The organism is Xanthomonas vasicola (assembly GCF_000772705.2).
Lineage (GTDB): Bacteria > Pseudomonadota > Gammaproteobacteria > Xanthomonadales > Xanthomonadaceae > Xanthomonas > Xanthomonas vasicola.
On the sequence record NZ_JSBW02000008.1, the window covers coordinates 21,115 to 41,214 of the forward strand.

Genomic DNA, 20,100 nt, shown 5'->3' on the forward strand with positions numbered 1-20,100 from the left:
TCGTATGACCCAGGCCAATGGCCGGGCCGGGACGTTGATGGGCAGGAGAAAGGCGCCGAAGGCCGGAGGGCCTTCGGCTCGGGAGGAAAGAAGAAGCCACCCGTGGGCTGATTGGCAGTCCCGGTCGTCGGAAGAACCGTCTGCTGTCAGCAAGCACACCCGGCCCATGTCGTGGCTGGGGCCGGCATCGTCTGGCGCACATCCGCGCACAAAGGGAGCCCGTTTTTGCGCCGGCGGGCACCGGCACTGAATACCGCTGACCGAAAGGGGTCTCCCGATGGCTTGCGTGGGCGAGCAAGCCATCGGGGGACCCTTCGCGATAGGCGGAAGAAAAGCAGATCAGCAGAACGCAAGTGACGCCATTCGTGGAGAAGTCACCTTCAGGTCCCGCGGCCGGGGACGGCTGAGCGGGACGCGCACACGGATCAAGAAGGTGTTGTGCGCTGGGCGTCCAGCAGGGCGTGCGGGACACGAGTCGCGCCGCCGAAGGTGAGCACGGCTCACGGGGGGACGGGGTCGATCAGGAGTCTTTTCGGCCGCCACGGCGCGAGCGTGAGGCTACGCGCTTGGACGTGCCTGACTCGACCGGCAGCGTGCCTTTGCAGTCTGGATAGCGACTGCACGACCAGAACGGGCCGCTTTTGCCACTGCGCTGGCGCGTGGGTGCGCCGCACTGCGGGCAAACCGGCCCATGGGGAACCTTGATTGACAGGGACGCGCTGGCGTACTGCGTGATCAACTGCGAAATCCATGCGGCCTGCTTGCCGATGAACACGTCCAGCGTGAGTTGTCCCGCTTCGATCATGTCTAGCGCTTGTTCCCATACGGCGCTGGTCCCGGGGTCGGCAATCGCTGCGGGCACGGCGTCGATGAGGGTGAATGCCGCATCCGAGGCGCGAATCGCGCGCCCCTTCTTCATGAGATAGCCGCGTGCGATCAGGCCGCTGATGATGTTAGCCCGTGTCGCTTCGGTGCCGATGCCGACCGTATCCTTGAGCTTCTGTTTCAAGCGCGGATCCGAGACCAGCTTGGCGACGCCTTTCATGGACTTGACCAATTCGCCCTGCGTGTAGGGTCGAGATGGCTGTGTCTTGAGCGCCTTCAGATCGACATCTGCTACCTGGCATGACACGCCCTCGCGTAGCGCGGGCAGCACCTGGCTGCGCGCCGCGGTGTCGCTATCCTCCTCGGGTTGCGGTTCGGCCAACACCAGGCGCCAGCCCTTGACGACCACCTGCTTTCCTGTGGCCGTCAGCGTCTGCTGGCCGCAAGAGAGGTTCGCCACTGTGCGATCGAACTCGTGGTGAGGAAGGAACTGCGCGAGGTAGTGCGCCCGGATGAGCTTGTACACCGCCAGTTCCTTCTCGCTCATGGCCGAGAGGTTCGCCGGTTCGAGCGTCGGGATGATGCCGTGGTGCGCGGACACCTTCGCGTCGTTCCAAGCGCGTGATCGTTGTGTGCGGTCGAGTTGGTCAATGATCGGGCGCAGCGAGAAATCGGTCTTGAGCAGGCTGTCGAGGACTATGGGGACTTCGGCAAACATGCTCTCCGGCAGGTAGCCGGAATCCGAACGCGGATAGGTCGTGGCCTTGTGCGTTTCGTACAGGGCCTGAGCGATGTCCAAGGTTTCCTGCACATCCAGCCCAAGCTGCTTGGAACACAACTCCTGCAAGGTGCCCAGGTCGAACGGCAGCGGCGGGCCTTCACGCACGCGCTCGGTTTCGACCGAGACAACCTGGGCACTGCCGGTGGCGCGGATCTGCTGCGCCGCCTGCTGTGCCACCGGCTGCTGCAGGCAGCGGCTCGAGTCGTCGGTGCAGGTGTCGGGCGAAACCCACTGCGCGGTGAAGGCTTGGCCGCTTGTGGTCAGGTACACGTCGATGGCCCAGTACGGCACGGACACGAAGGCCGCGATCTCGCGGTCGCGGTCCACGACCAGCTTGAGCGTCGGGGTCTGGACGCGACCGACCGACAGCACTCCGTCGTAGCCGGCTTGCCGACCCAGCACCGTGAACAACCGACTGAGGTTCATGCCCACAAGCCAGTCCGCACGCGAGCGCGCTAGTGCCGAGTAGTACATCGGCAGCGTCTCGGCCGATGGCCGGAGCTTGCCTAGCGCGGCGCGAATGGACGCATCGTTGAGTGCCGACAGCCACAGCCGCTCGATGGGGCCGCGGTAGCCGCACAGGTCAATGATCTCGCGGGCGATCAGTTCGCCTTCGCGGTCGGCATCGGTGGCGATGACAAGCTGTGTTGCCTTCGCCAGTAGCGCCTTGACGACCTTGAATTGCGTGGCGGTTTTCGGTTTGACCTCGACCTGCCAACGCTGGGGAATGATGGGCAACTGCTCAATGGACCAGCGCTTTAGCTGTTCGTCGTAGGCTTCGGGTGCCGCCGCCTCTACGAGATGGCCGATGCACCAGGTGACGGTGACGCCGGAACCGTTGAGGCAGCCTTCACCGCGTTGCGTGGCGCCGAGAATCCGGCCAATGTCTTTGCCCTGGGAAGGCTTCTCGCACAAGAACAGCCGCATGTCCGTCCACCCGATTTCCGTGGTTCATTGAGTTGCTGGAATCGAGGATGCCGAGCGCTACCAAGAGCAGCAGCAAACAAGCCGCATGCGGTGGCGACCACTTTCACGGGATGGAATGGCTTGGGTGGGGATCGAGTGTGGGTGCAGATGTGGCGGCCGGGAGCTGCGATTGGCGAGAGCGCGTGGAAGTCGGTGGACTTCGATGGAGCTATCCCCTGGGGATAGCTTGCGGGTGAATGGAAGGCGGCGAAGAACTGCACCGCCGCCCTCCATGCTGGTTCACTTCCTGCGCTTCGCGTCTTTCGGTGGAGTCGATTCCTGGACGGCTTGGGGCTTCGGCTCTGCCTCCTGCGGCTTCGGACTGAGGGCCACGGATTCGATGCGGTAGGGCAGGATGCCGACGCTGCGTGCGTTGATCTGCCAGGTCTCGCGTGGCTGATCCTCGTTGTCCGTCCACGGTTCACGCTCCATGCGGCCGATGACGAGCACGCGCATGCCTTTCTGGTAAAGATCCTTCCAGTGCTCGGCATCGCGGTGCCAGAGTTCGACGGGCGCCCAAAAGCCTCCGCGATCCTCGAACTCGCCATCTTTTCTTGGAATGGGGTTGTCGAAGTAAACGTTCAGGCGCAGCAGCCGGCGCGGTTCATCGTTTCCGTTGGGAAATTCGCGGTACTCGGGTGGCGAGCCGACGTTGCCTTCGCCCCAAAAATGCGTGCTCATGATGCAATCTCCGTGGTGGTTGAAATACCCGTGCCTCATCGGCCCCGGGCGCGTGTGGGGATGCCCGGCGCAATCACTGATTGCGCACTGCGGCGGGGAGGGATGTGAGCCGGTGCAGATAGACGGCATCTGCTTCGCCGGCCTTGCTTGCGCATTCCTGCGCCTGCCTGCCCAGGGTGTGAAGCACGCTGATCTGCATGTTCAACGTGATGCGCTGAAGCTCGATCGCATGAAGATCGGCCAGCAGGTTGACCGGCGTGTTGGTGCTGGCGATCAGTTCCTGCCACAGCGCTACGCCCATGGCCGACCTGTCGTGCCTGCGCCAGCGCAGAAAGGCCGTGCCTGCGCCAGTGGACTGCTGGGCCAGCTCAATGGACAGCAGGTGGAAGGGATGCCCACACGCCTGTGGCAGCACCTGCCGCTGCGCCAGGGCCATCAACTCGTCGCGCATGGCAAAGCACTGGCTGGCCCATGTGTCCAATGTCCCCTTACCTTTAAAAGGCTTTAAAAGGCCTTTTAGAGAGGCTGCGTGTTCCAGCCTCATGAAGGCCGTCTGTTGCAGACTTTGGAAGTAGAGGGTGGGCCGGTCCTGATCCTGATCGCTCATGCCGACTGGTCCCCGTCGGTGTTGGCCTCTTCGCCAGGGAGGACGGCTACGGCAGAAATCACACTGCGCTGTTGCAGACCCTGGCGCGCGATGGGCGGCGAAAACTTCGAACGTCGCGTGCCTTCGAGTACGTCCTGCGGCAGCTCGCCAAACTTGTCCATCGCGACCCGCGCCGCCGCATTCTTCGCCGCGAAATCATCGCGGGTGCAGCCCGAGTAACGGTATTGCTGTGCCAGGCTGAAAAGGCTGCGCAGCGCATGTGCGCCCTCGTTGAGCCAGCGCTCCAGTGTGCTGCGGTCGATGAGTGCGGTGTGATGGGCGAGGATCAGCTTGCGGGCGATGTCGTCGTAATCGGCCAGGAGATAGACTGCGGCAAAGCCGAGCTGGGCGTTAACGAAGAGAGGCAACTTAACCGGCTGCACGTTTAGGTTTTCGCCCAGGCTCAACGCGGCGGGGACGTCTGCCAGTGCCTGGTCCACCTGTTCGCGTAGCGATTGCAGCGTGGCCTTGGTCTGGTCGAGTTTTTCCTCGATGCGTAGCATCCACCAGTCGCTGTACGGGTCGTCCTGCTCCGAGCCGCGTTTCATCTTGTTCATCACGGCGATGTAGCCGTTCAGGCCTACGATGCCCGGTCGCCCCTCGGCGGCAGCGCGGCCATGCCAGATGCGGGAAGCGTGATGGGTATGCAGCGTCAGCGACATCGCGCTGCGCAGTGAGCCGAGATTCAATTGCAAAGGTTCATTGGTTGCCATGGTGTCCGTTCGCTTTTGGAAAAGGAGCGGTCAGCATCGGCATGCAGCGGAAGGCAGTCAGTCAACAAACCGAAATTGGCCAAGCCCTGGTTTAAGTTGTGGCCGCTGCGAGCGGCACGAGCTATCCCCAGGGGATAGCTCCATGGCGCGCCAAGGAACGCTGTTCGCCAAGGACAGATCGCACACATATGATCCAGTGCATGGCATCCCGATGCCTGCCCACACCTGTTTGCCGTCCTGAACCTCCGCGCGGCTATCCCCAGGGGATAGCGCTACTGACGGCTATGGGCATCTTCTTCATGACCTTGCGGCCCCGAAAAGTCAGGCCTTACGCAGAAGCTCGCGCAGCCGTTCGATGTGCTGCAGAGCCACTTCGGTCGGAACCACGTTACGTGGTGCTTCCGGTGGCCGATCATACGCAGCAGGTACCGGTGGTGCCGTCCCGACTTGCTTGGCCCATGCATTGAACTCGCCCCGGATAGCGCGCTGGATGATGCCGAACAAATACCCTGCGGGATTGCGAATGGTCGAGCCTCGACAGCGATCCGCCCATTCATCCAGTACGGCTTGCCTCAATGGCGCATCGACCTGCTGTAACGCCACCAGTGCGCCGGCCTGCTGCTCTTCCTTCAGGCTCAGGAAGCGATCAGGCATGCGAACACCTGGCATCGCGCGCACATGCCCATGTTCACGCGCGGTAGTACGTATTTCTTTATTACTTTTACTACGTACAGTACGGTCCTGCTTCGGATTCCGAAGAGCACCGTCCGGCGTGGGTTCCAGCCCTGCTTCGGATTCCGAAGAATGCTGTTCGCCATTCCGAAGAAGGTTCGAAACCCTTTCTTCGGAATCATGGGTGGCGTCTTCTTGTGGATAACTCTCGGGGGCAGCGATGCCCTGTTGGGCAAGGCGTTCGGCAAGCACCTGCAACCGCGACGGCAACGTGCGGCCGGACAGCAGCGGGTCTTCCTCGATTTCCTTGAGGGTGTTGAGCCCCACCATCTGCACGGCCTTCGCAGAATGGCCCAGTGACTGGCTGACCAGCTCCAGATAGTCGGTGTCAAGCTGCATAGCCTCGAATGGGGTCAAGGGCTCATCGTGCAGCACATAGAGGTTGCCGAGGATGCGTCCGGTCTTGGGATCGCGGCGCCTGCGCACGAGGCTCAACCAGCGTGTCAGGCGCAACAGCGTCAAGGCACGTGCTACGGTTTCATGCGAAGCCTTTCCTGCGTTGGGCATCGATGCCAGCCAGGGGCGCAATTGCTCATAGGTGGGGAACGCCGTCACGCCGTCGTTGTTGAGCATCAGCCGGAAGACTTGCCAGGCATTACGTTCCAGTGGCGTCAACCGACGATCCAGGAACAGGCGCCGCGGCACGCTCTCGTGCCGGTTACCGCTGAAAAGGAAACCGTCCCCGCATGTAGGGATAGGAGCAGGCGTAGGCACACTAGGTTTAGGCTCAAGGTCTTTCAGCGCACTATCGAACAAATCGGCGAGGGCTACTGGGCCTTGGCGTGGTGTTCGCGGTGCTGTTTCATCCACGGCCATGGGTCATCCCAATCCTTGGTCGATCCATTTCTTGATCGCCGCCCAGACCACCGACAGCGGCAATGACATGCCTTCTGCCAGGTCCATGGCCGCATCGAGAATCGAGGTGTCGTCCTCCAGATCGACGTTTCTGCTGCTGGTCACGGCCTTCCATTGCCGCCACAACTCCGTGTCCTGGGCTTCGTCTAAAACGGCATGGCGCCCCTTGCGCTTGGGCAGACCAAGGACTTCGCGGCGAAGGGCGACCTCCTGATGGGTCAGCCCGTAGAAGCGGCTCACCATTTCCGTACTTGCTGCCAACCTCAGCATGCGATCAACCGTGGCGATTTCCTTCTCCACGTCCTGAGCCTGCTTTAGTAGCCGAAGGAGCACTTCGCGGTTGACCGTTACGGAGCACCACGAGACGCTGGCGTTTGCCAGAACGCTGATCAGCACTGGGTGCTTGAGCGCATCAAGCTCTTCCTCACCGAATCCCATCGATTTGCAACGACGCAATTGCCCATTGCGCAGGTCGTAGAGTGCTTGGGCGATGACAGCTTGGTTGAGGGGGTGTGGTGCAGACATGCTCGCCTTCCTCGTTCAAGAATCGGGAGCCCTGGCACCGGCTTCCAAATCCAGCAGGCGTCGGGCAAGCCGCAGCAACCGGAACAACTTGACCAGCGCGGTATCGCTCAATCGCTTGGTGACATCGCCTTGACCGTGTAGCAGTGCCGGCAGATCGGTGACGAATTGCCCGTAGGGGCTGGTATCGGTCGGCTGCTGACCGGACAGAGACCCCAGCAGCGCCAGCACGGCGTGTCCACGCGGCAAAGGGGCCTGGGCGCTACATGCGAACCCGATGCCGTCGGGACGGTCCTCGATGAACTCGTCCAAATCCGCCTCGCCGGCGATCTCGCGCGCGAATTGCGCGATATGGATGCGCAGCCGGTCGGGCGCTTCCAGGCCGGGATCGATGTACCAGACGTCGGAGATGGGATAGAGGCCACCGGCTTGCACCGGGATCGACTGCAATACGCGGGCTGAGAAGTCGGGCGGTAGAGCATCACCCAACTGGTCCGCGATCATCCGCTGGATGGACTGGAGCCGCTCTGTCGTCGGTGCCGGCGAGACGATATGCTCCTGCAGCAGCTCTCCAGCCGTTGCCGCAGGGCTTCCTTCGGATGCATTGCCAGCGGTCGCATCATTCTCGCCCGTGAGCGGGCCGCTCGCTGATCGCGCTGTAGTTGGCGAAGGCGTATCGGTGGACGGCGCCGGTCCGGCGGGCGACCGCGCGATGGCTCCGGGCTCAGGCAACGCAGGTGGAGCCGACGGCGGAGTCGGGTCGCTGACCAGCACACGGTAGCGGTTCTCGGATTCGGTCAGGTCCAAGGCCAGCACGTCGTAATTGACGCCCAGCAGTTCGGACATTTGACCGATCAGCTCGTCCTGCACCCGCTGAGGTGCGAATTCGTCAGCCTGAGTGTCGAACTGCGACAGCACCTCTTGAAAGAAGTTGTCGAAGTCCAATTGAAGGGAGCGGCCTTTGGCATAGTACTCCCAGGTGCGCTCGCAGGCCTTGCGCATGACCGACAGTCGCTCGACCTGGTGGCGGCCCAGACCGCCATAGAGCACGGTCGGAATCGCGGGCAGTAGGTAACGCACCGCATCGGCCATGCGGCTGATGTGCGACTGCTGTACGGGGTAGCCGTCGGCGACCAGGCGGCGGGCCAGTTCGGACTGGCTCAGTGTGGCGCCGCTTTCCTCTTCATAGAACTCGCGGGCTTTTTCGACGCCCAAGGCGCGCTCGATGAACGTGAGGCCGCCGCGCAGCTCGTTCTCGGCGAGGTGTCCGGTCAGCGCAACGATTTCTCCGCGCGCAGGCCAGGGCCGGAACAGGCACGATATGCGGAAGAAGCGCTCGTCCTTCGTCTCTGCCCAGAGTTCACGCAGGATCGCCAGCCTTGTATTGCCACCGTTGCGGATGATGTAGTGCGTGTCGCCAGGACGGCGTGTGATGGCTGGTGCCGCATCCAGGCCGCGCTCTCGTATGGAGGCCTTGATTTCATCGTAAGCCGAGTTGCGCTTTTTGCGGGGATCGTGGTCGTAAGGCCGCAACTGGTCCAACGTCACAACCATCGGGGTGTCGGCGATTGGGTCGCTCAAGGCCGTGGCCGATGGGCCGCTGCGCTCGAACCCAGCTGCAAGCAGCTTGCCGGCCATGTCCTGGGACGTCATCTCAGCCATGGCCGCGTCCCTCGGCGTTAGCAGCCCGTGCCATGTGAGCCTCGCGCTCTGCACGGCGTATCTGCGCGCGGGCGTTGAGGGTTGCCCGGTGGTCGCTTGCGGTTGAACTGGTGTAGATAGCCGCGCAGCCGGCCTTGGTGAACTTGAGGTGTCCGCCAGGTGTGCGCTTGACGTGCCAGCCTTCGCTCACAGCAAACTCGATCAGAGCGCGCAGCCGCTTGTGGCCACGGGCCAGTTCATGTGCGTTCGCCATGATGCCTCCCGGTTTCAAGAGGACGCGATGGACGGCCGGATACGTGGACAAATCTGTCTTGCCACTCAGGGAACAATTCGCCGGCGAGCGCGCGCATGGTGTCGAGCGCGGAGGGCGCAACTCTGCCCGGTGGCTGGCGATGCTCGACACGATGCACAGGCAGGCCACGGGTCGCGGCACGCGGATAGGCTTCGATGGCCGGTACGTCGGTGTCAAGCACGCGGATTTCCGCATGGTCTTGGAACAGATCACGCAAGGCCTGCTGGATCAGCCGCGCGTTAGCGGACACGGTGTGGACGCGGTTGATCAGCAGGTTCAGCGGCGGTGGTTCGATGCCGAGGTGTCGGTACGGCGCGATGTCCTCCAGCAACTGCATGGTGCCGCGCCGTAGCTCGCGGGCTGCAAGTATTTCGGGCGTGACCGGAGACAGGGCCAGATTGGAGGCAAGCACCGCCATCTCGAGCAGAACGGAGCGCGCGCCCTGGGTGTCGATCAACACTAAGTCGTAGAGCGGCGCCAGCATCGGCAGTAGGTGTCGCAGACGCAGGCGCCCATCCGGTGCATGCAAAAGCAAGGTGCTCAACTCGCCCCGATGGTCGTTAGAGAGCACCAGATCCAGGCCCACGATGATCGTGCGCGAAATGAGCCTGTCCAAGTCGCGCTCGTTGAATGCCAACAACTCGTAGATGCCGCTGGGGGCGCGGTGGGCCAATTCGTAGTAAGATGACAGCGTTGGCTGCACGTCGAGGTCGAGCAGCAGAACGCGCAGCCCCGCGTCCGCGGCGAGCCCGCCGAGGTTGGCGGCTGTGGTCGTTTTGCCAACGCCGCCCTTGGTCGAGATGATGGATACAACCTGCATGGCGCTCTCCGTCTGAAGGATGGGGAAATCCGAGGAGGGGAGCGGATCAGGTCCGGTTGTTGAGGCGTTCGGCGATCCATTGGTCGATCTCAACCGAATCCCAGCCCACCGCACGCACGCCCAGGCGCAGCGCTTGCGGGAACTGGCGCTTCTTCATCAGGTTGTAGATGTGGGCGCGTTTGAACCCGGACTTCGCTTCGACTTCATCAAGCCGCAGGATGCGGCGCTCTTGCGGTGGCAATACAGGTGCTTGCGACATGGCGGTCACTCCTGAACGCTCAGTGGCGTTTGTTGGCGTGAGCTCCATTCAATAGACATGGCTGCGGAAAGACATTGCAAATGCAATCTCCGCGATTGCGCATACATGCTGGAAATCGTCACGCGTCTGCTCTACGTACATCCATCTGCACATTGGCGAACTTGTGCTATGGTTGTTCCACTAAGGGCTGTTGTGTGGTTATGCCCGTGGCTCATGCCTAGAACGTGGATGGACAAAACCTGGCATCTGCAACAGGTAGTCCTCTCCTGTTCGGTGTGCGAAACTCGAACAGTGGCCGGCCCGTCGACCAGCAAGGAAAAAGCACGCTCGATATCGGGGTTCATGATGCGAGCGTCATGGGGAGCGTCAAGTTCATCAAGACCGATTCGATATGGTCTGATATCGCCGAGGTTTCACAGGGTGCACGGGCCTGCTCAATGCTCAGTTAAATGTAGATAAATCCGAGCATTTCATGCTTGATTTGGCATCTTGATATATCGAGATAGCATCCAGCAGTGATGTGCTGTTTGAAGCTTCTCTGTGTCGCTCCCGATCGGAGGCCATCTGACCGGAGGCCTGCGGCCATGCGGCCCAGCTCTTCTCCTGATTAGCCCTAACGCACAAGGGAGTTCACCCCGGCTCTGCCGGGGTTGGCTGTAGCTGTTTGAAATTTAGGGGATCCCATTAAGCTGGCCGCCTTATTGGCCGGGGACGTCCAGACGTGAATCGGCATGTAGGTACGGGCGCAGCCCGGCGCGGGGGGGGCAACGACCGACAGCCTGACGCCATAATGTTTCCAAATGTGCTGCCATGACCCTGATGCATGCAACTCAATGGTCGTGTTCGTAGACGCATGCCGAAGAAGAAAAGCAATGGCAACGACTGGAGGAGATACATGTCGATACTGCAGGAAATACTGGGCTGGACCCAGGGGCTGGCCACATGGCAAAGCGACGCGGTCGCACGTTTGTTGGCCAAGCAGACGCTGACAGTTGAGGATCAGGACGATTTGTTCGCGCTGCTCAAGACGGCATACGGCATCCCTGACCCCCAGAACCGCAAGCCCAAACCACTCACGGCCGATCAGATCCCCGTGCCCGTCAAGGCGACGACGCACGTTGAACTGCGCGCCATGAAGAACATGCGCCACGTCAACGCGATCGCGGAGCACCAGCATCTGCCATTCGGCGCGGCGGGAATGACAGTCATCTACGGTGACAATGGCTCGGGGAAATCCGGGTACTCGCGCGTGCTCAAGCGGGCCTGCCGTGCACGCGACCAGGGAGAATCCATACATCCAAATGCCAATCTGCCGGTCGGCAAGGCTGGCGCTCCGGAGGCTGCCTTCGAGATTGCCGTAGACGGCGTTGCTAAGGATGCGCACTGGATCCATGGAAAGGCTGCGCCTCCCGAGTTGTCGTCATTCGCCATCTTCGATTCGCGCTGCGCGCGTGCCTACCTAGACAACGAAGACGACTTTTCCTACGTACCCTATGGGCTGGACGTGTTCGAAGGACTGGCGAAGATCTGCAAGCAGTTGAAGACTTCGATCGAAACCGAGCTTGCGCAGTTCGCGGCCGACCTCACGGCATTCGTGCCGTTGCAGGGCGACACGCTCGTCGGCAAGTTGATCGCATCGCTGTCTGCCAAGACGACTACTGCTCAGGTCGATGCGCTTGCTACGCTCACACCTGAAGAACTGACCCAGCACGTCGCATTCGACAAGAGCCTGAAAGAGAACAACCCGAAGGAGAAAGCAATCCAGTTGCGCCTGCGCGCTCGTCGCGTGTCGGCCATCGCGACGAATGCCACGAACAAGGGGGCGCTGGTGGATTCAGTGGTCGCCGCCAAGCTGCGCGACCTGGCGGACAGTTACCGCACGGCGCAGGCGGCAGCCGCGCTCGCGGCGAAGCAGTTTAAGGAAGGCGAGAACCTGCTGCCAGGCACCGGCGGCGAGGTCTGGCGTGAACTCTTCGATGCTGCCCGCAAGTTCGCGGTCGAGTCTCACCCGGATAATGCGTTCCCCGATCTGGGCGCTGAAGCACCCTGCCCACTGTGTCAGCAACCTCTCGGCGAAGGCGCGGCTCGCATGCTGCGCTTCGAGTCCTTCATCCAGCAGGAGGCCGAGAAAACATCCCAGGCGCGCCGTACAGCGCTGTACGCCGAATACAAGCCGTTCATCGCGCATGTCATGACGTTGAGTCTTGACGATGTGACCCATAGCGAAATCGAAGTCCTGGATCCACAGCTTGCCGCTGACGCCAAAGCATTCGAGACATTGTTGACTGCTCGCCAGGAAGCCATCAAGGCAGCGGTGCTGTCGCACAAGTGGGACGGCATCGATCAGCCCTTGGTCACCCCGGCTGCGCGGCTCCAGGCGCTGGCCGACAAGCTGCACACCGAGGCCGAGACGTTGGAGAAAGCGTCGGATGAGAAGGCGCGCGCGGCACTTCAAAAGCAGTTTGGCGAACTCGATGCGCGTGTACGGCTGAGCCAGGTCAAGGACGCCGTGGTCACAGCGGTCGAAAAACTCAACCATCAGGCGAAACTCGCGAAGTGTCTTTCGGCCGTCAAGACCAACGCCATCTCGCTGAAGGCCTCGGAGTTGGCGGAAAAGGTGGTTTCCAAGGAACTGGCCGAAGCATTGAACCGCGAATTCAAGGCGTTGGGTGTCGGTACGCTGCGTGTTTCGCTTCAGAGTCGTGCCGACAGAGGCAAGGCCCTGCACAAGCTCAAACTCGAACTACCGCAGAGCCGAAGCCCCGGCGACATCTTGAGCGAGGGCGAGCAACGCGCTGTGGCAATCGCTGCCTTCCTGGCCGAAGTCGGACTGAGCGGCAGCAAGGGCGGCATCGTGTTCGACGATCCGGTGTCTTCACTCGATCATCGTCGGCGGGAACGCGTGGCAAAGCGCTTGGCCGTCGAAGCTGCGCAGCGCCAAGTGATCGTTTTCACGCACGACATCTATTTCCTTTGTCTTCTCGCAGAGGAGGCAAAGCTGGCCGGTACGCCGATTGCCACGCAGAGCTTGACTCGACGTGCTGAGGGATTCGGGGTTGCCGATCCGGAGCTGCCGTTTGAAGGAAAGAATGTCAGCAAGCGGATCGGCGTTTTGAAGGTTCAGCACCAGGCCATCGTCAAACTACACAAGGACGGCGAAGAGCAAGAACACCGGAGGCAGACCGTCGATGCATATTTTCGGTTGCGCATGGCGTGGGAGCGCGCCGTCGAGGAGGTGCTGCTGCGCGGAGTCATCCTGCGTTTCCGCAAAGGCGTGGAAACGCAGCGACTGGCAGGTGTCGTCGTCGAAGACGGTGATTACGCGCAAGTGAACGCAGGCATGACGAAGTGCTCGAACTACGCGCATGACAAGGCACTTCTGGGGGGTGTTGCCATCCCTGACCCCGACGAACTGCTCGTCGACATCATGGCGCTGGAAACGTGGCGCGTGCAGATTGATAAACGCAGCGTTGAGATATCCAAGAATCGCAAGGTTGCTCCGGTCGTTGCGCCGCCTGCGTATGCCGTTTAGATTTTCTGCGCCACAAGCGGCCACGCTGCCGGCGCAGGACGGGCTCAAGACCTTGCAGGCCAGCCTGAAGGCGACGCAGCGCGGCCGGTCAGCTCAAGGGCGGCGACGGCCAGGCCCCGTGCTGGAGCCGCCCGGCGCTGCTGGTTCGTGCAAACGGCGTTACTGTAGTGGCCTGTGGCAGGGGACTGTGCTCTGCGTCCGTTGCGACGACGCGGATGGCAGTCCTTGAACCTTGATGGAAGTCCTTGGACGAATTTTGTTGCATAGGGCGAAAAACAAGGCTAGAATTCAGGCCTTCGCTAAGCACCGAGGCGAAGAAAGTAATTGGGAATCAACGACTTAGCGCTCTAAAGCATGACTCGTTTCCCGCTCCAGATGTAGACAAGGCCCCGTGTCAGGGGTCTCGTTGTTTCAAGGCAGGATGCCTTGGGTTTTGATGTTTCGGCCTGGTGGTAGAGTGGTTATGCAGCGGACTGCAAATCCGCGTACGCCGGTTCAATTCCGGCCCAGGCCTCCACATCGCATGCGCTGTTTTCTGCAGTCGGGAACGACAGTAGGGCTAGCGCAACGAAGTGACAAGCTGTACAATTTTGCTCCACGCGGGAATAGCTCAGTTGGTAGAGCGCAACCTTGCCAAGGTTGAGGTCGCGAGTTCGAGTCTCGTTTCCCGCTCCAAATTCGAACCCTGGATATCACGCGATATCCAGGGTTTTTAGTTGCAGCGTATGTTGGTCGGGGACGTTTGTGTCGTGAGTGTCTGCTGCGAATACCGAGCATGATGCCAAGGTGTCCGCTGGTGAATGCTCATTCCAGTGCGTATACATGCACCCACTACTCAAGCGCTTTGAAGGAATGCGGGTAGATGGCCGCGTTGAGACAAATCGCGTAAGCGAGGTTGAGCCCGCGTGGTTATCGACGACGCAATCTGGCGACAGGCAACTATCAACCGGCTGCACGATGCGAATGATCGTGCATCGAAATACGCAAGAAGTCGCGCGGCTCGAAGGCCACTGCAGCGTACGCTGACTTTGTTGCCTCATAAAAGTGTGCCCGGGGCGGGGGTCGAACCCGCATAGCCTCACAGCTGAGGGATTTTAAGTCCCTTGCGTCTACCAATTTCGCCACCCGGGCATTGCGATAGCGTGCCTGATTGCGCGGCGATTGTGAATCTTTGTGGCGGACTTCCTGCACTGACTGGCTCCCTGCGGCCTGCGTTATGCTGCCGCCGCACAGCGCGCCGCCACCGGCTGCGTACCATTCAAGGAACCGCATGTCCGGCCAAACGCTTCTCGCACCGCCACCAGGGCGCATCGCCGTCATCGGCTTAGGCTATGTCGGCCTGCCGCTCGCGGTTGCATTCGGAGAGCAGCGCGACACCCTGGGCTTCGACATCGATGCGCAGCGTGTAGCGCAATTGCGCGATGGCCACGATGCCACGCTGGAACTGGACGATACCGAGTTGGCTGCGGCAACGCAGCTGCGCTACACCGCAGATGCGACCGATCTGGCCACGTGCAGCATTTTCATCGTGACTGTGCCGACGCCGATCGACAGCTTCGAGCAACCGGATCTGGAGCCGTTGCGCAGCGCCACTGCCTTGATCGCCGCTGCACTCAAGCCCTGCGATCTGGTGATCTACGAATCCACGGTCTACCCGGGAACCACCGAAGAAGTCTGCGTACCCTTGCTCGAAGCAGCCTCCGGGCTGCGCTTCAACCACGATTTCTTCTGCGGCTATAGCCCCGAGCGCGTCAATCCCGGTGATCGCCAGCGGCGTCTGCGCGATATCCGCAAGATCACCTCTGGCTCGACCCCCGAGGCAGCTGATGCGGTCGATGCGCTGTACACCAGCATCATTACCGCTGGCACCTGGCGCGCCCCGTCGATGCGCGTGGCCGAAGCGGCAAAGGTGGTCGAGAACATCCAGCGCGACGTCAATATCGCGCTGGTGAACGAACTGGCGTTGATCTTCGACAAGCTGGGAATCGACACGCTCGATGTGCTTGAAGCCGCAGGAACCAAATGGAATTTCCTGCCGTTTCGTCCCGGCCTGGTCGGTGGGCATTGCATCGGGGTGGATCCGTATTACCTGATGCACAAATCCGAAAGCGTGGGCTATCACCCGGACCTGATCCACACCGCGCGGCAGGTCAACAACCGTGTCGGCCGCCATGTGGCCGAGCGCGTCTGCGGCATGCTAGCCATGCAGGGCGTCCCGCTCGCGCAGGCGAGGGTGCTGGTGCTCGGCGCTACCTTCAAGGAGAACTGCCCGGATCTACGCAACAGCCGCGCCCTGGAGTTGGTACAGCTGCTGCAGGCGGCGGGTATGCAAGTGGACACCTGCGACCCCTGGGCAGAGCCGGCGGAGGCGCTGCAGCATGGCGGTGTGCAGCTCTGCGAGACGCCCGAAGACGGCGCCTACGACGCCGTGGTACTGGCAGTGGCGCATGCGCAGTATCGCGACTACGACGTCGCGCGGATTGCCGCGCTCGGCAAACCCGGCGCGGTGGTCTATGACGTCAAATCGGTGTGGCCGCGTGCGGCGGTCAGCGATCGTCTGTAGCGCGTCCATCCTGCTGTAACCACTGCACCGCGCCACGCGCAGCGCGTAAGCCGCTGGCGAAACAGGCAGTGAGCAGGTAGCCGCCGGTCGGCGCTTCCCAATCGAGCATTTCGCCAGCGCAAAACACGCCAGGTTGCGCGAGTGCCATCAGCTGATCGTCCAGCGCTTCCAACCGCACGCCGCCTGCCGAACTGATCGCTTCGGCAATCGGGCGCGTTCGCAACAAGCGCAGCGGCAACTGCTTGAGCGTGCGTGCGACCAATGCAACATCGTCGCCCGCCTGCTTGCCGAGATGTTCGTAGAGCAGGGCGGCCTTGACGCCATCAATGCCGACCTGGCGACGCAAATTCTCGCTGAAAGTGCGTCCCTTGCGTGGCTGGCTTAGTTCGGTGTGCACACGCTCAAGTGAGCGACCGGGAATCAGATCTAGCACGAGTTCGGCAACGCCATGCGCTTCGATCTGCTCGCGCAGGTCCGCGGCCATGGCGTAAATCAGGCTGCCCTCGATGCCGTTCGCGGTCGCCACGCATTCGCCCTGCAATGCATGCTGCAAGCCATTGCGGTCTTGCCAGTGTGCAACGACTGGCTTGAGCGGAGCACCTGCATGACGCTGCACGAAGTGCGCACTCCACTCGATATCGAATCCACAATTGGCCGACACCAGGGGCGCAACCGCGATGCCGTGTTGCTGCAATGCAGCCTGCCACTGACCATCGGAACCCAGCTGCGGCCAGCTGCCACCTCCCAGCGCCAACACGGCGGCATCTGCGTTGCGCTCGACCGCGCCGGTGGGTGTATCGAAACGGAATGCGCCGTTCTCGCTCCAGCCCAACCAACGGTGCTGCACATGAAATACGACGCCCTGTTCCTTGAGCCGACGCACCCAACCGCGCAGCAAGGGCGCCGCCTTGCGGTCCATCGGAAAGACACGGCCGGAGCTGCCGACGTAGGTGTCAACCCCCAGCCCGCGTGCCCAGTCGCGCAGCGCCTCTGCGTTGAACTCTTGCAACCATGCTGCAACCGGCTGCTGGCGCTCGCGATAGCGTTGTGCAAACAGCGGCATCGGATCGGAATGGGTGAGGTTCAAACCGCCTTTGCCGGCGATCAGAAACTTGCGCCCCACCGAGCCCTTGGCCTCGTACAGATCCACTGCCAAGCCTGCAGCACAGGCCACTTCTGCCGCCATCAAACCGGCCGGCCCGCCGCCGATCACGGCTAGCCGCCGCATGTTCGAACCCGTCATCGTTCGGCACTCAGCGCGGTTGCACGCCCAGCAATTCCACATCGAAGACCAACGAAGCACCGGGCGGAATCACACCGCCTGCGCCGTTATCGCCGTAACCGTAATCGGGCGGAATCATCAAGGTGCGCTTGCCGCCGACACGCATGCCGTCTACGCCATCGTCCCAGCCGCGGATGACCTGATGGTCGCCCAGCACGAATTGGAACGGCTCGGCACGATCCAGCGAGCTGTCGAACTTCTTGCCATGTTTGTCGGCGGCTTTTTCGTCGTACAGCCAGCCGGTGTAGTGCACGGTGACCATCGCGCCCGGCGTTGCTACTGCGCCGGTCCCGACCGTGCGGTCGATCCGCTCGAAGCTGGCGATGGTGCCACCGGAGGGCGGCAGGGCGGGCGCGCAACTTGCGAGCAACAGGGCGGCACAGAGCGTCGACAGAAGGCGCATGGCAGGGTCCATGAAGAAAGGCGGCATTATCGCACCTGGCTCCCGTTATCATCGCGGCATGGCCAAGCTGCTGCTCAATCTGCGCAATGTTCCCGACGACGAAGCCGACGAGGTGCGTGCACTGATGCGCGAGCAGGGGGTGCAGATCTATGAAACGCGCCCAAGCAATTGGGGAATTTCTGCCGGCGGTATCTGGCTCAGCGACGATGGCGACTATCCACGCGCCAAGGCCGCGATGGATACCTACCAGGCGCAACGCGGCGCAATTGCCCGCGCTCAGCGTCAGCAGGAGCTTGCAGCCGGCACCGCGGAGACCTTTGGTGCATTGCTGCGCAGGCGTCCGCTGTTTGTGCTCGTCACGCTGATCGGCATGTTGGTGGTCGCGTCGCTGGTGTTGCTGCCGTTTCTGCTCTTGCGCGGCTGAACGCGTGGCGTGATGTGGAGTGCACGGTTGCTGTTGCACCGGGTCGCACCTCCACGCACAGTGCTCGCTAGCGGCTGACTGCGCCTTTAAAATGTCGGCATGATTACCAATACCGCTGCCTACGAGTTCGTCACCATCCAGGATCCGCAGACACTTGCGGTAAGTGTGCTCGCGCAAGCCGAGCAGCAGGCGCTGAAAGGGTCGGTGCTGATTGCCGAGGAGGGCATCAACCTGTTCCTGGCCGGCGATGCCGAGCAGATCAGCGCGTTTTACGCCTGGCTGCAGGCAGATGCGCGTTTTGCGCAGATGCGGATCAAGTATAGCGAGAGTGCGCATCAGCCGTTCGCACGGCTCAAGGTCAAGATCAAGCCGGAAATCATCAGCTTTCGGCGCGGCGATGCATCGCCACTGCAAGGTCGTGCGCCTTCGGTGACGCCTGCCGTGCTGCGCGAGTGGCTGCGGGAAGGGCAGGATGATCGCGGCCGCCCGTTGGTGCTGTTAGACACACGCAACGCGCAGGAAGTGGCGTACGGCACGTTCCAGGATGCGTTGACCCTACCCATCGACAAATTCACCGAGTTGCCTGGCGCGCTTGAACCACATCGTGCCGCGCTGGCCGATGCCACGGTGGTCAGCTTCTGCACCGGCGGCATTCGCTGCGAAAAGGCCGCGCTATGGATGCAGGCCGATGGCATGGACAACGTGCTGCAGTTAGAGGGCGGAATTCTGGGCTATTTCGAAGAGGTTGGTGGCGAAGGCTACGACGGCCGCTGCTTCGTCTTCGACGAACGCATTGCGCTGGATCCGGAATTGAGGCCCTTGGTGGACGCCGAACGCCCCGTCGAAACAGGGAAAATCTGACCGAGCGCGACTGGGTTTCCCGATGCATCGGGCATGCGAGCGCCTGCATCATCAATACACGTCGCAGCATCGCGTACTGCGACATCGCGCTACGCGCACGTCACGCATGCTCTAGTGATGCTTTTGATGCTCTAACTCAAAAGTAATACGTCGCATCGAGCTTGCCCTGAATTATTCACGGAGATAGGCTGCACCAGCCAGCAGCTAGCGAGGACAACAAGGATGACAATCAGAGTTTTTCTGATCGACGATCATGCACTCGTGCGTACCGGCATGAAGATGATTCTGTCCAAGGAAGTGGACGTCGATGTGGTGGGCGAGGCAGAAAGCGGTGAAGCCGCGCTGCCGCAGATTCGTCAGCTTAAGCCGGACATCGTGCTGTGCGACCTGCATTTGCCTGGTGTCAGCGGCCTGGAAATTACCGAGCGTATCGTCAAAGGCGATTACGGCACCCGCGTCATCATCGTCTCCGTGCTCGAAGACGGCCCGCTACCCAAGCGTCTGCTCGAAGCTGGTGCGTCCGGCTATGTGGGCAAGGGCGGCGACGCACACGAGCTGCTACGCGCGGTACGTGAAGTCGCCCTGGGGCGGCGCTATCTCGGCAATACGATCGCGCAGAACCTGGCGCTATCCAATCTGGAAGGTGGCGGTTCTCCGTTCGATGCGTTGTCGCCACGCGAACTGGAAGTGGCCTTGTTGCTGACCCAGGGCCTGCGCCAGGAAGACATCGCCAAGCGCTTGAACCTCAGCGCCAAGACCATCAATACGCACAAAGCGCGCCTGTTTGAAAAGGTCGGCATCCAGGACAACATTGCGCTGGCACGGCTGGCCAACCAGTACGGTCTGACCGATCCCTCCAGGGTGTTGTGAGCCGTTGCCCTAGGGCGTGGCGAAGCGTCTGCGTCGCACGGTGGGTCAGGTTGAACCACAGCGCGTAGAGCAGCGCATCACCTACTGGTAAATGGGGTGCATCAGCCCTTCAGCGGCGTCAGTTGGATTGAACCAACGCGTAGAGATGCATCAATTAGATGCGTCAATTGCACCGGCCTTCCTTGTGTGACTGCCGCCGAATGCAGGCGGCGTGCTCCTTCAGCATTGACGCCGAGCATGTCGACGCGCTGCCTACAAACGGCTTTTCCGTAACGATGCTCGTTAGTTGTCCCTGAAAAATCCCCTTCAAGCGCCCCGTGCCGTCTGTGACAGCGGCACGTGGCTAAAGGATGGCCATTCCATCGCCCGCATCCAGGCACGCAAAAACGCGATCCAGCGCAGCAGCCAGCG

At 61.7% G+C, this 20,100-nt stretch carries 17 protein-coding genes and 3 tRNA genes; 7 read left to right on the forward strand and 13 right to left on the reverse strand.

Annotation, left to right across the window (positions count from 1 at the left end):
* Positions 1–520 precede the first annotated feature (520 nt).
* The 10 genes from NX05_RS01915 to NX05_RS01960 all read right to left on the reverse strand — a co-directional run bounded on the left by NX05_RS01915 (position 521) and on the right by NX05_RS01960 (position 9,754).
* Positions 521–2,533 (reverse strand): DNA topoisomerase III, encoded by a 2,013-nt coding sequence (locus tag NX05_RS01915; RefSeq protein WP_039431367.1) that lies wholly within the window; start codon positions 2,531–2,533, stop codon positions 521–523.
* Between the two features lie 279 nt (positions 2,534–2,812).
* Positions 2,813–3,253, reverse strand: a complete 441-nt coding sequence (locus NX05_RS01920; protein WP_039431365.1) for a single-stranded DNA-binding protein — start codon at positions 3,251–3,253, stop codon at positions 2,813–2,815.
* Positions 3,254–3,326: 73 nt separating this feature from the next.
* Positions 3,327–3,860, reverse strand: coding sequence for a DUF3158 family protein (locus NX05_RS01925; protein WP_011269738.1), 534 nt, complete (start codon positions 3,858–3,860; stop codon positions 3,327–3,329).
* The gene (locus NX05_RS01930; protein ID WP_039431363.1) at positions 3,857–4,612 is read right to left on the reverse strand and encodes a PFL_4669 family integrating conjugative element protein; all 756 of its coding nucleotides are present in this window, start codon (positions 4,610–4,612) and stop codon (positions 3,857–3,859) included. The genes NX05_RS01925 and NX05_RS01930 overlap by 4 nt, the downstream gene beginning before the upstream one ends.
* Before the next feature lie 321 nt (positions 4,613–4,933).
* A complete protein-coding gene (locus NX05_RS01935) occupies positions 4,934–6,160 on the reverse strand; it encodes an STY4528 family pathogenicity island replication protein (RefSeq protein WP_039431361.1) in 1,227 nt (408 codons plus the stop codon).
* Positions 6,161–6,163: 3 nt separating this feature from the next.
* Positions 6,164–6,724, reverse strand: coding sequence for a DUF2857 domain-containing protein (locus NX05_RS01940; RefSeq protein WP_011269741.1), 561 nt, complete (start codon positions 6,722–6,724; stop codon positions 6,164–6,166).
* A gap of 15 nt (positions 6,725–6,739) precedes the next feature.
* Positions 6,740–8,383, reverse strand: coding sequence for a ParB family protein (locus NX05_RS01945; protein WP_039431359.1), 1,644 nt, complete (start codon positions 8,381–8,383; stop codon positions 6,740–6,742).
* A complete protein-coding gene (locus tag NX05_RS01950; RefSeq protein WP_015471950.1) occupies positions 8,376–8,636 on the reverse strand; it encodes a hypothetical protein in 261 nt (86 codons plus the stop codon). The genes NX05_RS01945 and NX05_RS01950 overlap by 8 nt, the downstream gene beginning before the upstream one ends.
* Positions 8,620–9,495: a ParA family protein gene (locus NX05_RS01955; protein ID WP_039431356.1), complete on the reverse strand. Its 876-nt coding sequence runs from the start codon at positions 9,493–9,495 to the stop codon at positions 8,620–8,622. The genes NX05_RS01950 and NX05_RS01955 overlap by 17 nt, the downstream gene beginning before the upstream one ends.
* Before the next feature lie 46 nt (positions 9,496–9,541).
* The gene (locus tag NX05_RS01960) at positions 9,542–9,754 is read right to left on the reverse strand and encodes an AlpA family transcriptional regulator (RefSeq protein ID WP_015471948.1); all 213 of its coding nucleotides are present in this window, start codon (positions 9,752–9,754) and stop codon (positions 9,542–9,544) included.
* An 895-nt stretch (positions 9,755–10,649) separates the two neighbouring features.
* Between NX05_RS01960 and NX05_RS01965 the strand changes: the two genes are divergently transcribed.
* From NX05_RS01965 to NX05_RS01975, 3 genes are all read left to right on the forward strand, one after another.
* The gene (locus NX05_RS01965) at positions 10,650–13,286 is read left to right on the forward strand and encodes an AAA family ATPase (protein WP_039431354.1); all 2,637 of its coding nucleotides are present in this window, start codon (positions 10,650–10,652) and stop codon (positions 13,284–13,286) included.
* 443 nt (positions 13,287–13,729) lie between these two features.
* Positions 13,730–13,803, forward strand: a tRNA-Cys gene (locus NX05_RS01970).
* 82 nt (positions 13,804–13,885) lie between these two features.
* Positions 13,886–13,961: transfer RNA gene (locus tag NX05_RS01975), tRNA-Gly, on the forward strand.
* A gap of 372 nt (positions 13,962–14,333) precedes the next feature.
* Here NX05_RS01975 and NX05_RS01980 read toward each other — a convergent pair.
* A tRNA-Leu gene (locus tag NX05_RS01980) sits at positions 14,334–14,417 on the reverse strand.
* A gap of 139 nt (positions 14,418–14,556) precedes the next feature.
* Here NX05_RS01980 and NX05_RS01985 point away from each other — a divergent pair.
* Entirely contained in the window at positions 14,557–15,849 is a 1,293-nt protein-coding gene (locus tag NX05_RS01985) for a nucleotide sugar dehydrogenase (RefSeq protein WP_039431353.1), read from the forward strand.
* Here NX05_RS01985 and NX05_RS01990 read toward each other — a convergent pair.
* Positions 15,833–17,092, reverse strand: coding sequence for a TIGR03862 family flavoprotein (locus NX05_RS01990; protein WP_039431351.1), 1,260 nt, complete (start codon positions 17,090–17,092; stop codon positions 15,833–15,835). The genes NX05_RS01985 and NX05_RS01990 overlap by 17 nt on opposite strands.
* Positions 17,093–17,102: 10 nt before the next feature.
* Positions 17,103–17,534: an FKBP-type peptidyl-prolyl cis-trans isomerase gene (locus tag NX05_RS01995; RefSeq protein ID WP_026112482.1), complete on the reverse strand. Its 432-nt coding sequence runs from the start codon at positions 17,532–17,534 to the stop codon at positions 17,103–17,105.
* Between the two features lie 58 nt (positions 17,535–17,592).
* On the opposite strand from NX05_RS01995, the gene NX05_RS02000 reads away from it, so the two are divergent.
* The 3 genes from NX05_RS02000 (at position 17,593) to NX05_RS02010 (ending at position 19,689) form a co-directional block, all read left to right on the forward strand.
* Positions 17,593–17,958: a DUF6164 family protein gene (locus NX05_RS02000; protein WP_039431398.1), complete on the forward strand. Its 366-nt coding sequence runs from the start codon at positions 17,593–17,595 to the stop codon at positions 17,956–17,958.
* 99 nt (positions 17,959–18,057) lie between these two features.
* Complete coding sequence (locus tag NX05_RS02005; RefSeq protein ID WP_010378771.1) at positions 18,058–18,819, forward strand: sulfurtransferase; 762 nt, start codon at positions 18,058–18,060, stop codon at positions 18,817–18,819.
* 222 nt (positions 18,820–19,041) lie between these two features.
* Positions 19,042–19,689 carry a response regulator gene (locus tag NX05_RS02010; RefSeq protein ID WP_003489223.1) on the forward strand — a complete coding sequence of 216 codons (648 nt, stop codon included), beginning with the start codon at positions 19,042–19,044 and terminating at the stop codon, positions 19,687–19,689.
* Positions 19,690–20,100: the final 411 nt, after the last annotated feature.

Excerpts from the sequence above, each read along its gene's own strand:
- NX05_RS01945 (WP_039431359.1), bottom strand. The coding sequence starts at position 8,383 with ATGGCTGAGATGACGTCCCAGGACATGGCCGGCAAGCTGCTTGCAGCT.
- NX05_RS01930 (WP_039431363.1), bottom strand. The coding sequence starts at position 4,612 with ATGGCAACCAATGAACCTTTGCAATTGAATCTCGGCTCACTGCGCAGC.
- NX05_RS01935 (WP_039431361.1), bottom strand. The coding sequence starts at position 6,160 with ATGGCCGTGGATGAAACAGCACCGCGAACACCACGCCAAGGCCCAGTA.
- NX05_RS01955 (WP_039431356.1), bottom strand. The coding sequence starts at position 9,495 with ATGCAGGTTGTATCCATCATCTCGACCAAGGGCGGCGTTGGCAAAACG.
- NX05_RS01985 (WP_039431353.1), top strand. The coding sequence starts at position 14,557 with ATGTCCGGCCAAACGCTTCTCGCACCGCCACCAGGGCGCATCGCCGTC.
- NX05_RS02010 (WP_003489223.1), top strand. The coding sequence starts at position 19,042 with ATGACAATCAGAGTTTTTCTGATCGACGATCATGCACTCGTGCGTACC.
- NX05_RS01990 (WP_039431351.1), bottom strand. The coding sequence starts at position 17,092 with ATGACGGGTTCGAACATGCGGCGGCTAGCCGTGATCGGCGGCGGGCCG.
- NX05_RS01940 (WP_011269741.1), bottom strand. The coding sequence starts at position 6,724 with ATGTCTGCACCACACCCCCTCAACCAAGCTGTCATCGCCCAAGCACTC.
- NX05_RS02005 (WP_010378771.1), top strand. The coding sequence starts at position 18,058 with ATGATTACCAATACCGCTGCCTACGAGTTCGTCACCATCCAGGATCCG.
- NX05_RS01925 (WP_011269738.1), bottom strand. The coding sequence starts at position 3,860 with ATGAGCGATCAGGATCAGGACCGGCCCACCCTCTACTTCCAAAGTCTG.
- NX05_RS01960 (WP_015471948.1), bottom strand. The coding sequence starts at position 9,754 with ATGTCGCAAGCACCTGTATTGCCACCGCAAGAGCGCCGCATCCTGCGG.
- NX05_RS02000 (WP_039431398.1), top strand. The coding sequence starts at position 17,593 with ATGGCCAAGCTGCTGCTCAATCTGCGCAATGTTCCCGACGACGAAGCC.
- NX05_RS01950 (WP_015471950.1), bottom strand. The coding sequence starts at position 8,636 with ATGGCGAACGCACATGAACTGGCCCGTGGCCACAAGCGGCTGCGCGCT.
- NX05_RS01920 (WP_039431365.1), bottom strand. The coding sequence starts at position 3,253 with ATGAGCACGCATTTTTGGGGCGAAGGCAACGTCGGCTCGCCACCCGAG.
- NX05_RS01995 (WP_026112482.1), bottom strand. The coding sequence starts at position 17,534 with ATGCGCCTTCTGTCGACGCTCTGTGCCGCCCTGTTGCTCGCAAGTTGC.
- NX05_RS01965 (WP_039431354.1), top strand. The coding sequence starts at position 10,650 with ATGTCGATACTGCAGGAAATACTGGGCTGGACCCAGGGGCTGGCCACA.
- NX05_RS01915 (WP_039431367.1), bottom strand. The coding sequence starts at position 2,533 with ATGCGGCTGTTCTTGTGCGAGAAGCCTTCCCAGGGCAAAGACATTGGC.